8 protein-coding genes are annotated in these 14,367 nt (G+C 33.9%); 5 read left to right on the plus strand and 3 right to left on the minus strand.

Going from position 1 to position 14,367, the window contains the following annotated elements; genetic code table 11:
- Nucleotides 1-72 precede the first annotated feature (72 nt).
- Both argH and ACVCZW_RS05960 read left to right on the plus strand, forming a co-directional pair.
- Nucleotides 73-1,347 carry an argininosuccinate lyase gene (gene argH, locus ACVCZW_RS05955; protein WP_452231089.1) on the plus strand — a complete coding sequence of 425 codons (1,275 nt, stop codon included), beginning with the start codon at nucleotides 73-75 and terminating at the stop codon, nucleotides 1,345-1,347.
- A 56-nt stretch (nucleotides 1,348-1,403) separates the two neighbouring features.
- Nucleotides 1,404-2,360, plus strand: coding sequence for a hypothetical protein (locus ACVCZW_RS05960; protein WP_452231921.1), 957 nt, complete (start codon nucleotides 1,404-1,406; stop codon nucleotides 2,358-2,360).
- On the opposite strand, the gene ACVCZW_RS05965 is transcribed toward ACVCZW_RS05960, so the two are convergent.
- Together ACVCZW_RS05965 and gltB are read right to left on the minus strand one after the other, a co-directional pair.
- Complete coding sequence (locus tag ACVCZW_RS05965) at nucleotides 2,357-3,823, minus strand: glutamate synthase subunit beta (RefSeq protein WP_452231922.1); 1,467 nt, start codon at nucleotides 3,821-3,823, stop codon at nucleotides 2,357-2,359. The two genes, ACVCZW_RS05960 and ACVCZW_RS05965, sit on opposite strands and share 4 nt — an antisense overlap.
- A 3-nt stretch (nucleotides 3,824-3,826) precedes the next feature.
- Nucleotides 3,827-8,323 (minus strand): glutamate synthase large subunit, encoded by a 4,497-nt coding sequence (gltB, locus tag ACVCZW_RS05970; protein WP_452231923.1) that lies wholly within the window; start codon nucleotides 8,321-8,323, stop codon nucleotides 3,827-3,829.
- A 441-nt stretch (nucleotides 8,324-8,764) separates the two neighbouring features.
- Between gltB and ACVCZW_RS05975 the strand changes: the two genes are divergently transcribed.
- Genes ACVCZW_RS05975 through ACVCZW_RS05985 form a run of 3 tightly spaced genes read left to right on the plus strand, consistent with a single transcriptional unit; the run spans nucleotide 8,765 to nucleotide 11,430 of the window.
- Nucleotides 8,765-9,793, plus strand: a complete 1,029-nt coding sequence (locus tag ACVCZW_RS05975) for an outer membrane beta-barrel protein (protein ID WP_452231093.1) — start codon at nucleotides 8,765-8,767, stop codon at nucleotides 9,791-9,793.
- 56 nt (nucleotides 9,794-9,849) lie between these two features.
- Nucleotides 9,850-10,188 carry a P-II family nitrogen regulator gene (locus tag ACVCZW_RS05980; protein ID WP_452231094.1) on the plus strand — a complete coding sequence of 113 codons (339 nt, stop codon included), beginning with the start codon at nucleotides 9,850-9,852 and terminating at the stop codon, nucleotides 10,186-10,188.
- Nucleotides 10,189-10,197: 9 nt separating this feature from the next.
- Nucleotides 10,198-11,430, plus strand: coding sequence for an ammonium transporter (locus ACVCZW_RS05985; RefSeq protein ID WP_452231924.1), 1,233 nt, complete (start codon nucleotides 10,198-10,200; stop codon nucleotides 11,428-11,430).
- 357 nt (nucleotides 11,431-11,787) lie between these two features.
- On the opposite strand, the gene ACVCZW_RS05990 is transcribed toward ACVCZW_RS05985, so the two are convergent.
- The gene (locus ACVCZW_RS05990) at nucleotides 11,788-14,367 is read right to left on the minus strand and encodes a phosphoenolpyruvate carboxylase (protein ID WP_452231925.1); all 2,580 of its coding nucleotides are present in this window, start codon (nucleotides 14,365-14,367) and stop codon (nucleotides 11,788-11,790) included.

The following is a 14,367-nucleotide window of genomic DNA, read 5'->3' on the forward strand; positions in this document are numbered from 1 at the left end:
TGAAGCAACCTCATGGTTAAGGAGCAGATTGCTTCGTCACTCTTCCTCGCAATGACAATAAAAAATCAAATTATGAAACTCTGGGACAAAGGAATAAGTATCGACAAAAAAATAGAACAATTTACGGTTGGAAACGATAGAGAGATTGACATGCATATTGCAAAGTATGATGTGCAAGCGTCTTTAGCACATGCTATAATGTTGGAATCTATCGGAATAATTTCTTCGGAAGAATTACAACAACTTAAAAGTGGATTAAACGAGATTGCTGAAACTATAGAAAATGGAACCTTTGTCATTGAAGCTTCGTTTGAAGATGTGCATTCTAAAATAGAATATGAACTTACCAAAACTTTGGGGGATGTAGGAAAGAAAATCCATACTGCGCGTTCTAGAAACGATCAAGTTTTAGTGGCACTTCAATTATACTACAAAGAGAATTTACAAGAAATTAACGATAAAACAAAAACGTTTTTTGAAACACTTTTGGGTTTAGCCGAAACACATAAAGAAGCATTGCTTCCTGGTTATACGCATTTACAAGTTGCCATGCCGTCTTCCTTCGGATTGTGGTTTTCTGCCTATGCTGAGGTTTTAATTGATGATGTATATTTACTAAACGCAGCCTTAAAAACGGTAGATCAAAATCCGTTAGGTTCTGCTGCAGGTTACGGAAGTTCATTTCCTATTGATAGAGAATTAACAACTAAAGAATTGAATTTTACCACCTTAAAATATAATGTGGTTGCCGCACAAATGAGCAGAGGAAAAAGTGAACGTACTATTGCATTAGCTTTAGGAAGTGTGTGTAATACATTGGCGCGTTTTGCAATGGATATTTGTGTGTATAACAGTCAGAATTTTGGCTTCATCGCTTTTCCTGATGAGTTAACTACAGGAAGTAGTATCATGCCACATAAAAAGAATCCGGATGTTTTTGAATTGATTAGAGGAAAGGCAAATAAAATCCAAGCGTTGCATACCGAAATGGTTTTAATCACCAATAATTTACCAAGTGGTTACCACAGAGATTTTCAGTTATTAAAAGAGAATATAATTGCTGCTATTGAAGATGTAAAAGATCTGTTGGATATTTTTAATTATGCCATTCAGCAAGTAATTGTAAAACATATCGATTTAAACGATGCCAAATACCAATACCTGTTTACGGTAGATAATATTAATACTTTGGTGGTAGAAGGAATGCCTTTTAGGGAAGCGTATCAAAAGATTGGTGGTGAAGTGGAGAATGGAACCTATGTGCCAGATACTTCTAAAAAACATACGCATGTTGGTAGTATTGGTAATTTGTGTTTGGATGGGATTAGAACTAAATATCCTAGGTAGATTGTAACGTTTATGGTTTTTACTTGACTTATAAATTAAAATATTTATTAAATTTGATGAAAATTATTTCAAGTAAATTTTCAATAAAACAGGTTGTTGTATTTCCAATAATCACAAGTTTGTTTGTTGTTTTTTTAATTTCAATTATATCTTTTCTGTCTGTTGAAATGACAATTGATGGTGCACCATTATATAAAACTCCTATTTGGTGTGTTTTGGTGTTTGTCTTGCTGTTATTCTGGAGTATTCGTCATTATTTAATAGTTTTTAAGAAATATGTTTTTTTTGAAAAGGGAATTGAAGTTAAAAATGTGTTTGGAAAAGAATTTTATTCATGGAATGATGTTAAAAAAGTTTCTATTGTTAAAAATAGATATGAAAAAATATTAATGCAATATTTAAAAGAAGATACTCTTACTATTCATTTGAAAAGTGGAGAAGTGCTAGAGTTATTCTCAATGTATTATAAAAACATGCCTTCATTAAGACGATATTTTAAAAATAAGAAGGATTTAAAAGTTACCAATTCCTATGATGATAATACTAATGAATCAATTAAACCATTTAATAAGAGTGTGTTTAAAGGGAGTTTTAAGATGTCATTCAATGGGGGTTTGATGGTTTTTTTTATTGTTTTGTCTAGTTTTATGCTATGGCATAGTTGGTCTTCTATGACTTTTGTGGGAGTGTTAGTACTTTTAGCGATTCCACTTATTTCACTTTTCGTATTTGGTTTTCAATCGTACTATTTTGTTATAGATGGTAAGTTTTTATTAGTAAAAAACCATGTTTTTTTACATTCTAAAATTCAAATAAATCTAGATGAAGTTAGGTTAATAGGTTTTGAGCAAAAATTAAAAAAAGAACCATCCATAAAAATCATCTACAAAGATTACAGTATTACTTCATTTCAGTCAAGCAGTTTAAAAGAATCACAATGGATATCTTTAATACGTTTGCTTAAGGAGCATAATGTAAATGTTGTAGATGAATTATTTTATGAGTTTAACTAGACCCTTGGTAAATCACTATCATCCTTTAATGGTAAACAAGATTCTCCCATTAAATAGGTGTCAATATGATATGCAGCTTGTCTTCCTTCTGAGATTGCCCAAACAATTAATGATTGTCCGCGACGCATATCTCCAGCGGCAAAAACTCCTGGAACATTCGTTTTGTAATCTTTGGTAGTTGCTTCGATATTGGTTCTAAAATCCATTTTTAAACCAAATTGGTCAGCTAGCGTTTTTTCAGCACCTGTAAATCCGAGTGCTAATAATGCGATATCGCATTTCCAGTCTTTTTCCGTATTTGGTACTTCTTTAAGTTGTGGTCTTTCTCCAGGTGTGAAAATCCATTCTACTTCCACGGTTTTTAATCCGGTTAAGTTTCCTTTTTTGTCTCCTAAAAATTCTTTAGTAGAAATACTAAAAAAACGATCTACACCTTCTTGGTGAGATGAAGTTGTTTTTAGCTTCATAGGCCAATATGGCCAAGGTTGATTTGCTGGTCTACCTTCGGAAGGTTTGCTTAAAATTTCAAAATTGGTAACGGATGTTGCGCCATGACGATTGGAAGTTCCTATGCAATCACTTCCTGTGTCACCACCACCAATTACGATGATGTTTTTGTCTTTAGCAGAAATTACATCTTTAAAATCTACTAAACCATCTACATATTGGTTGTTTAGTTTAAGAAAATCCATCGCTTGCGTCACGCCTTTTAAATCTGCTCCAGGTATAGGAATGTTTCTCCTTACCGTTGCTCCACCACATAAAATAACCGCGTCAAAATCGTCTTTTAATTGGGTAGCGTCCACGTTTACGCCAACATGAGCATTGGTTTTAAATATAATTCCTTCTTCTTCTAAAACCGCAACACGTCTGTCAATCACATTCTTTTCCATTTTAAAATCTGGAATACCATATCGTAATAAACCGCCAACTTTTTCATCACGTTCAAAAACAGTAACGTTATGTCCAGCGCGATTTAATTGTTGTGCAGTAGCTAAACCGGCAGGTCCAGAGCCAATAACAGCCACGGTTTTTTCGGTTCTAACTTTTGGAGGATGTGCAACAATCCAACCTTCATTAAAGGCGGTTTCTACAATATTTTTTTCAATATTTTCTATGGTTACTGGATCTTCATTAATACCTAAAACGCAAGCTTCTTCACAAGGAGCAGGACATAAGCGTCCAGTGAACTCTGGAAAGTTGTTGGTTTTGTGTAAAATTTCAGCAGCTTCTTTCCATTTCCCTTTGTAGACTTTATCGTTAAAATCTGGAATTAAATTACCTAGCGGACAACCACTATGGCAAAACGGAATTCCGCAATCCATACATCTTGCGCCTTGATCTTGCAGGTGGTCTTTTTTTAACGGAATCGTAAATTCTTTGTAATTTTCTATACGCTTTTCTGGCGCTATATAACTTTCGTTTTCGCGTTCAAACTCTAAAAATCCTGTTATCTTTCCCATAATTTACGCTAATTCTAATTGTTCTTGTTTTAATCTTACTAAGGCTTGTCTGTATTCTTCTGGTAATACTTTTTTAAACTTCGGAAGGTACTTGTTCCAGTCTTTTAAAATACGTTCCGCTAACGGACTTCCAGTTGCTTCAAAATGATTTTCGATTAATTGTTTCAACTGAAGGATGTCCGTCTCGTTGTCTAATGGATCGATATTTAAATCATCCGCATTACAATTTTGTTGGAAGGTGTCGTCTTGGTCCAAAACGTAGGCAACTCCGCCACTCATTCCTGCTCCGAAATTTCTTCCAACGGCCCCAAGAATAACGGCAACGCCACCAGTCATATACTCACATCCATGATCTCCAATACCTTCTACAACTGCTTTTGCGCCAGAATTTCTAACACAAAAACGTTCTCCAGCTTTTCCGTTTATATACACTTCACCAGAGGTTGCTCCATATAAAGTTACGTTTCCGGTAATGATGTTATCTTCAGGAATAATGGTACATTTTTCGGGAACTTTGATAATTATTTTTGCTCCAGATAACCCTTTTCCTAAGTAATCATTTGTGTTACCGTGGACAGTGAATTTTAATCCTTTGGTAGCAAATGCGCCAAAACTTTGTCCGGCAGAACCGCTAAATTGAATATCTATAGTGTCTTCTGGTAAACCATCTGCACCATAAATTTTGGAAATCTCGTTACTTATTACTGCGCCAACTGCTCGGTCTACATTTGTGATAGGCATTTCTAGATGTGTTTTTTGCCTTCTAAATAATGCTTGATGCGCTTGTTTTATGATTTTAAAATCTAAATGTACATTCAGGTTATGGTCTTGACAATAGGTGTTGTATAATTTTACATCTTCCGCAACTTCTACTTTGTGTAGAATAGGTGTTAAGTCTATTCCTGAAGATTTATAATGGTCAATCGCTTTGTTTCTATTTAGTTTTTGAGATTGTCCAACCATTTCGTTGATGGTTCTAAATCCGAGTTTTGCCATAATTTCACGTAACTCTTGTGCTACAAAATACATGTAGTTAACCACGTGTTCCGGTTTACCTTTAAACTTTTTACGTAATTCTGGATTCTGAGTTGCTATACCAACTGGGCAAGTGTTTAGGTGGCAAACACGCATCATAATACAACCAGAAGCTACTAAAGGTGCGGTTGCAAAACCAAATTCTTCTGCTCCTAATAAACATGCGATTGCAACATCCCGACCCGTTTTTAATTGTCCGTCGCATTCTAAAACAATACGATTTCTAAGGTCGTTCATTACTAAAGTTTGCTGTGCTTCAGCAACACCAAGTTCCCAAGGTAAGCCTGTATGTTTTTGAGAAGTTAAAGGTGTTGCTCCTGTTCCTCCATCAAAACCGGCGATTAAAATAACATCTGCTTTTGCTTTTGCAACTCCTGCTGCAACGGTACCTACTCCAATTTCGGAAACCAGTTTCACATTGATTCTTGCTGTTCTATTTGCTGATTTTACATCGTAAATTAATTGCGATAAATCTTCAATAGAATAAATATCGTGATGTGGTGGTGGAGAAATTAATCCAACATAAGGAGTGGAGTTTCTTGTCTTAGCAATTTCTGGATTTACTTTTGGTCCGGGTAATTGTCCGCCTTCACCAGGTTTTGCACCTTGCGCTATTTTTATTTGAATTTCGCTCGCGCTTGTTAGGTAGTTGGATGTTACACCAAATCTACCGGAAGCAACTTGCTTGATTGCAGAGTTTTTCCAATCTCCTTGTGAGCTTTTGTAGAAACGTTCTTGGTCTTCTCCGCCTTCACCAGAATTAGATTTTCCTCCAATTCTATTCATTGCAACGGCTAAATTTTCATGTGCTTCTTTACTAATCGAACCATAAGACATGGCTCCCGTTTTAAAGCGTTTTACTATTTCTGTCCAAGGTTCTACTTCTTCTAGCGGAATTGGGTCAAATTGATCAAACTCAAACAATCCTCTAATAGTCATTAAACTTTTAGATTGATCGTTAACTAAATCTGAAAACTCTTTGAAAGTAGAGGCTTTATTGGTTCTTACCGATTCTTGGAGTTTTGCAACCGTTAATGGATTAAACATGTGCTTTTCTTGTCCGCGTCTCCATCTGTATTCTCCACCAACTTCGATATCTGGTTCTGTGTTTTTATGAAATGCTCTTTTATGACGTTTTACAATTTCTTGTTCAATTTCTCTTAAGCCAATACCTTGAATTCTGGTTGGTGTGTTTGGGAAATATTTTTCAACGGTAGCCGTATTTATTCCGATGCATTCAAACAATTGGGAGCCGCGATAGGAGTTTAGAGTGGAGATTCCAATTTTGTTCATTACTTTCAGAATTCCTTTTCCCACTGCTTTATTATAATTTTTAATGGCAGCTAAATATTCTAAATCAGTAAGATCTGCATTGTTAATTTGTTCTTGAACAATTTCGTTTACAATATATGGGTTTACAGCACTTGCGCCATAACCAAATAATAGAGCGAAATGGTGTACTTCACGAGGTTCGGCAGATTCAATAATTAAACTAATTCTGGAGCGTTTTTTCAATTTGTGCAAAGCATGATTTACATAAGAACATGCTAAAAGAGCAGGAATTGGTGCGTGATTTTCATCTACAAATCTATCGGATAAAATAATAATGTTTGCACCTTCATCTATTGCTTTTGAGGCTTTAGTTACTAAGTTTTCAAGAGCAACTTCTAATTCGTTTAGTCCACGATTTACTTCATATAACATCGAAATAGATTCGACTTTAAAATCAGGATTCGTATCATAATCTCTAATTTTGTCTAAATCGTGTTTTGAAATTACAGGATTCTGTATTTTTAATTTTTTACAATGCTCTGCGTTAATATCGAAAAGGTTTACGTCACTTCCTAAAGTTAAACTGATATCTGTAATTAGTTCTTCGCGAATTCCGTCTAAAGGCGGATTGGTAACTTGTGCAAATAATTGTTTGAAGTAATTATAAATGAGTTGTGGTCTTTCCGATAAAATCGCAATTGGCGTGTCGCTTCCCATAGATCCAATAGGTTCTTTTCCTAGTTGCGCCATCGGACGAATGATGGTATTTAAATCTTCTTCGGTATAGCCAAAAACAACTTCCCGTTTTTTTAATTCAATTTCGTTATATTCAATATGTCCTTGTTTTGCGGAAAGATCTCGTAAGTGTACTAAATTTTCATCTAGCCATTTTCTGTACGGATACTTAGAAGCAATTTCTTCTTTTATTTCTTCATCGTTAACGATTCGACCTTCGCTCATGTTTACTAGAAACATTTTTCCGGGTTCTAAACGACCATGGAATTCTACGTTTTCAGGTTTAATATCTACCACTCCGGTTTCGGAAGACATGATAACATTTCCTTTTTTAGTAACCGTATATCTAGAAGGGCGTAAACCGTTTCTATCTAAAACGGCACCAATAAAATTACCATCTGTAAATGGTATAGAAGCTGGTCCGTCCCAAGGTTCCATCAGGCAAGAATTGAATTCGTAAAATGCTTTTTTAGCATCCGACATATTAGGGTTTTTCTCCCAAGCTTCAGGAACAAGCATCATCATGGCTTCAGGAAGTGAGCGGCCTGTCATTAATAATAATTCTACAACCATATCTAAGGTTGCGGAATCGGATTTCCCTCTTAAGATAGTCGGAATTATCTTTTTAATATCCTCACCAAATAATGGGCTTTCCATGATTTCTTCACGAGAAAACATACGCGATACATTACCTCTTACGGTGTTTATTTCGCCATTATGACAAATGTATCTAAAAGGTTGTGCTAAATCCCAAGTTGGAAATGTGTTGGTAGAAAAACGTTGGTGTACTAATGCTAAACGAGTGTCTAAAGCCGAATTGAATAAATCCAGATAATACTCATTAATATGTTCTGGCATGAGTAAGCCTTTGAAAATAATTATTTTGGTAGATAGACTTGGAAGGTAAAAGAATTTAGATTCTGATAATTTAGAATCATATATAGTGTGTTCTGCAATTTTTCTAGCAGCATATAATTTTAAGTTGAACTCTCTTTCTGTTTGCTTTTCGTTAGACTTTCCTATAAAAATTTGCTTTACAAAAGGTTCTGTTATTTTAGCGATTTTACCTAAAACATCGCTATTTACAGGGACGTCTCTCCAGCCTATTAATTTAAGACCTTGATTTTGTATTTCTTTTTCAAAAATGCCAATACAATATTCTCGTTGGTTTTCTTTTTTAGGAAGAAATACATTACTAACTGCATATTCGCCAGCTTCAGGTAAATCAAACTCGCAAAAAATCTTAAAAAATTTATGTGGTATATCTATTAAAATACCTGCGCCATCACCTGTAACTCCATCAGCGCTTACTGCGCCACGATGCTCTAATTTCACTAAGATTTCAAGTGCTTTGTGAATGATGTCGTTGGATCGTTTTCCTGTTAAACTGCATATAAATCCCGCACCACAATTATCGTGTTCAAATTCTGGTAAATAAAGTCCTTGTTTCTTAAGCATAATGAGTAAAATTTAAAGGCTTTTAGAGCCTTATTATATCTCTAATATAGAAGCTATTGTTTGATAAAAAAAAAGCAGGAAACACTTTTCTCATATCCCTAGTTAAGTTCGTTCTAAATGAAAATTCGGTAATAATATGAGTGAATACTAATAAATAAGCAATGAATAATGTGTAGTGAAAATAAGCTTTTTTTGCGAAAACGTTTTCGTAAATATGAAAAAGATGAATATAATTTATCAAAAATTCAAAATTGTTGATAATATCACTTTTTGCGAATATGGATTTATCAATAAAAACATAATTATTTTATTTTACCCTATAAAAAATAGGGTTCAAAATGGTTTATTGATAAAAATGACTATTTCACCCCTTAAAGTTTAGGGGTTGATTTGTTTTTAATATAGATTTGGAATTCTAATAACCACTAAAACATATACTTTATGAAAAAATTATTACTCTCTGCTATGCTATTAACAACATCATATATTTCTGCACAAGAAGTTACAGAAACTACCGAAACAGAAACAAAGGAAAAAAAGTTCTCTTTTGAAGGAAGTGTGGATGCATACTATCAAACAAATTTAACTTCCAGTGATAAAGCTATTTTTGGCGACGACGGTGATGCCTTTCAATCTTTTGGAACTTCATTCGCAGATGAAACTGGTTTTGCTTTAGGTATGGCAAATATTATTGCCAAGTATGAAGGGGGGAAAACTGGAGTTGTTGCAGACTTAGTTTTTGGGCCAAGAGGAGATGCTGCTATAGGAGGTTATAATTTAAATCAATTATATGCGTATTGGAATGTTACAGAAAGTACCACTTTAACTTTAGGGCGTTTTAATACGTATTTAGGTTATGAGGTAATTTCTCCAACAGGAAATTTTAACTACAGTACTTCGTATTTATTTTCTAGTGGACCATTCTCTCATGTTGGTTTAAAGGCAGACTTTGCTTTATCAGATGATTTTAGTTTAATGGTGGCGGTTATGAACCCAACAGATGTTAACAATAATTACATTGGAGGTTATGCCTTGGGTGCGCAATTAGGATATTCGGGACAATTTTTAAACTTCTATTATGATGATAATGAGGTTTTAGGTTTTGAAATTGATTATACCGGTGGATTTGATGTTTCTGATTCTTTCTACTTAGGATTAAATGCTGCGTATGCAGATAATGATGGTGAAGGTTTTATGGGAGCTGCTATCTATCCGCAGTTTGCTGCATCCGATAAATTCTCTATTGGTTTAAGAGGAGAATACTTTGATTGGTTAAGTGATGCGGATACTTCTGTAGATGATCAAGATGTACTTGCGCTTACGTTAACAGGAAGTTATACCTACGAAAGTTTAACTATAAAACCAGAATTAAGATTAGATAGCAATTCGCAAGAAGTGTATGCAGATAGTGATTTAGAAAGCACGAAGAGTTTTGCTGCATTTACGATGGCTGCTATTTACCAGTTTTAATTAAATAATAACTAACAAATTTTCTGCTGTGGTAGAATAAATTAAGCAAATTTTATATGAAAAAAGTTGAAGCAATAATCAGAAAATCTAAGTTTTCTGCGGTAAAAACAGCGCTGCATGAAGTAGGCGTAAACTTCTTCTCGTATTGGGATGTTACAGGACTTGGTAACGAAAAAGAAGGACATGTATATAGAGGTGTTTCGTATAGCACTAGCGATATCCAAAGACGTTACTTATCTATTGTAGTTAACGACGATTTTGAAGAAGTTACTATCAAAGCTATTCTTGAAGCTGCGTCAACTGGTGAAGTTGGGGATGGTAAGATATTCGTTTCGAAAATCGATGACGTTTACAGAATAAGAACAGGAGAAAAAGGAGGAAACACTTTAAAATAAAAAAAAAACATGGAATTACTTACTATAAATAATGTATGGATGATGATCTGTACAGCACTCGTTTTCTTTATGCACTTAGGTTTTGCATTTTTAGAGATTGGGTTAACAAGACAAAAAAATACAATTAACATACTTTTTAAAAACATATTTATAATTACCATTGGGTTATTATTATACTGTTTAGTTGGTTTTAATTTAATGTATCCAGGAGAATTTAATGGGTTTTTAGGATTTGCTGGTTTCGGATTAGATTCCCCTTTAACAGCAGAAGGAGCATTAGATTTAACGTACAGTGAAGGATATACGTATTGGACAGATTTCTTATTTCAAGGAATGTTTGCAGCAACAGCAGCGACTATAGTTTCTGGAGCAGTTGCAGAGCGTATGAAAATAGGACCTTTTATGATATTCGCTATTATATATGTTGGATTAATTTATCCAATTGCAGGTTCTTGGAAATGGGGAGGCGGATTTTTACAAACATTAGAAACTCCTTTTTATGATTTTGCAGGATCTACATTAGTACACTCTGTTGGTGGATGGGCAGCTTTAGTAGCTGTGTGTTTATTAGGATCCAGAATAGGGAAATTTAAAAATGGTAAGATTCAAGCGATTCCAGGACATAATATTCCATTAGCAACAGCTGGAGTTTTAATACTTTGGTTAGGTTGGTTTGGATTTAATGGTGGTTCTGTATTATCTGCAGATCCAGGATTAACATCTTTAACTTTGGTAACTACATGTTTGGCAGCAGCAGCTGGTGGAGTAGTAGCAGCATTAGTATCTACATTATTATATAAAAATTTAGATTTAACCATGTTTTTAAATGGTATTCTTGGAGGTTTAGTTGGAATTACTGCGGGTGCAGATCAAATGAGTCCAACAGATGCTATTATAATTGGAGCGATAGCAGGATCTATTATTGTTTTTGCAGTAGCATTAATTGATAGATTAAAACTAGATGATCCAGTTGGAGCAATTGCGGTACATTTAGTATGTGGTATTTGGGGAACATTAGCTGTTGGTCTTTTTGGAGAATTGGCTAGTGGAGCACAATTTGTAAGTCAGCTTATAGGTGTCGTTTCTTATGCTGCAATATGTATAGTGTCGTCCTTTTTAATCCTGTTTACCATGAAGAAAATAGTAGGAATACGAGTTTCAGAAAAAGAAGAGTTAGAAGGTCTTGATGTTCATGAACACGGTATGGATGCATATCCAGACTTTAGAATGAATGAACATTAATTTATTTAGTTTAATTGTTTGTTAGAAAAAACCTCGGAATGTAATGTTTCGAGGTTTTTTAATTACATTAATTTAAAAGTATTTAGGTCGTGTTGCTACTTGTGTTTTCTAATAGTAAACACGTTACTCATTTTAGGGGTTTTATTTAGTTGTCCGCTTTAATCCTGTTACAATAATGAACTAGGAATACGGTTTCAGAAATAGAAGTTCTTAATGTTTGTAAATATGGTAGGAATGCATATCCTGACTTTAGAATGAATGCGTATTCATTTAGTTAGTTTAATTGTTTGTTAGAAAAAACCTCGAAACGTAATGTTTCGAGGTTTTTATAAATAGACTAACAATAAAATACTTAGGTTAGGCAGAGTTACGGCTTGCGTTTATATTTCCAAATAAGGAACGCGTTACTATTTTTTCATAGATTTTAATTTGTTCTTCATCTCTAACTTCTGCTTTTTCAAGTTCTTGAATCTTTTTTAAAGCAAACTGTTGTATCGTTAATAATGGTAAAACAATAGATTCTCTAACGGCAATAGATGCTTTTCCTGCAGGTTCTTCCTGCATTAATTCTTTATAGCCAGTAAGTTTGAGTATAAGGCGTTTTGATGTTTCATACTCGTTGTATATTACTTTCCAAAATTCTCCGTATTCAGTGTCTTCAGACATGTATTTCGTTAAATCGAAAAACGATTTAGATAAAGACATCATGCTATTCTCTATTAATGTTTTAAAGAAATCGGATGTTTTAAATAAATGCTGTGCTTTATCAAATTCACCAGCGTCTTCATATTTTTTTAATGCAGTACCAACACCATAAAATCCTGGAACATTTTGTTTTAATTGACTCCAAGATCCTACAAAAGGTATTGCTCTTAAATCTTCAAAAACTAAACCTTCTGCTTTTCCTCTTTTAGAAGGGCGACTACCAATATTTGTTTTTGCATAATATTTTAAAGTACTCATGTGTTCTAAATACGAAATGAATTTAGGATGTGCTTTAAATTTCACATATGCATCATAACTCAGTTTAGCAATATCATTCATTACTTCTCTGTTTTCTGGAAGCATGCTTAAACTGGTTTCGCTAAAACTATTATGAATTCCAGAAGTAATAAGTTGTTCTAAATTGTATTGCGAAGAATCTAAAGTCCCAAAATTAGAACTAATAGTTTGTCCTTGTATAGTTAATTGTACTTCTTTATCTTCTATAGTTGGACCTAAAGACGCATAGAAATTATGTGTTTTTCCACCACCACGAGCAGGAGGTCCACCGCGGCCATCAAAGAAAATAGCGGTTATGCCATATTTTCTAGAAATGGTTGTTAGGTTTTCTTTGGCGTTATAAATAGCCCAGTTTGCCATTAAATAACCACCATCTTTTGTCCCATCGCTAAAACCAAGCATAATGGTTTGTTTGTTGCCTCTAGCTTTTAAATGTGCGGCATATTCTGGATTTGTATATAACGCTTCCATAATAGCAGGCGCATTTTCTAGGTCTGTAATCGTTTCAAAAAGTGGTCCTATGTCTACCGTTAATGTATCTTGAAAAGCAACTAGTTTTAACATCGCAAACAATTGCATGACATTTAAAGTAGTCTGGTTGTTACTTATGATATAGCGATTTGCTGCTTTTTCTCCATTAGATTCTTGAATGGTTTTAATGGCTTGCATTGTTTTTAAAGCCATTAGCGTTTCTTCGTCTTTTATTAAAGAAAGATCTACGTTTCCTTCTACTTTAGATAGGATTTGTATTTGTTCTGTTTCTGATAAATCGTGATAATTCTTCGGGAAAATATCGCTTCCGCTTGTAATTAAAGCATCCACCATATCCTTAAAGAATTGGTCGTGCTTTCTGCTATCTTGTCTAATGTCTAAATTCGCAAAATGAAATCCGAAAAGGTGAATCTTATTTAAAAGACTATTCACTTCAGACACATAAAGCGACTGATGCTTATCTATAATAACTTGTTTAATCTCTTTTAATTCGGAAGTAAAATATGCTACCGTTAAGTTCGATTCTTTATTGGTAATTATATTATAAAGTTCTTTTTCTAAAGCCCCAATTTTTTCTTCAACACCATGAAAAGTAAGCTTTCGTTTTAATCTTCTAGCGTCTCTATAGTAGTTTTTAATTACGGTTTCTCGCAATCTTTTAGCAACATTAAGTGTTATTTCTGGAGTTACAAATGGGTTTCCATCTCTGTCTCCTCCAGGCCAAAAGCCAATATTTATAATGTCGTTATCTATTTGTTTCCCGTCAAAAATATTTTGTTGAATATAATCGTAAATGCTTCCGAAGGATTTATAAAACACATTCTCTAAATACCAAATTAAACTTACTGCCTCGTCATAAGGTGTTGGTTTTGTGTGTTTAAAGAAAGGCGTTTTTCCTAATTGTGCTAATAAATCATTAATTCTTAGCAAGTCATTTTCTTTGACAGCTTCGGTTAAATCTGTAATAATTCCTAAAACAGAACCTGGATAAAATTGTGTAGGATGCGCAGTTAAAACAATTCGGACTTTAAATTCTTCCAAATATTTTTGAAGCGTTTCTAGTTTGCCTTCCGCAGAAGCGGTCTCCTTTAAACTTCTTAAAGTGCCAATACCGTCCATGTTATTCACCACAGGAAATGCAGCGTCTTCAATAGCATCAAATAATACTACCTGACGTTCGATATATTGAATAAATTTAAAGAGTAAACTAATTTGACTGTCGGAGGATCTTCGTGCTTGATATTTTTTGAAAAACGTATTTACAATTGTTGTTGGGTCTTCTCCGTTTTCAAAACCATTTTTACAAGTTTCATGAAACAATGGCAATAAAACACCTGTTTTTGTAATAGAATCAAAAGGCAAAGTCATGAAAATACTATTGTATATCTGGTATTTTGCTAGTACGTTTTGATTAAATCTTGTTAGTTTTGGTTGTGTAGACAT

The sequence above is a fragment of the Lacinutrix sp. MEBiC02595 genome, from assembly GCF_053601555.1.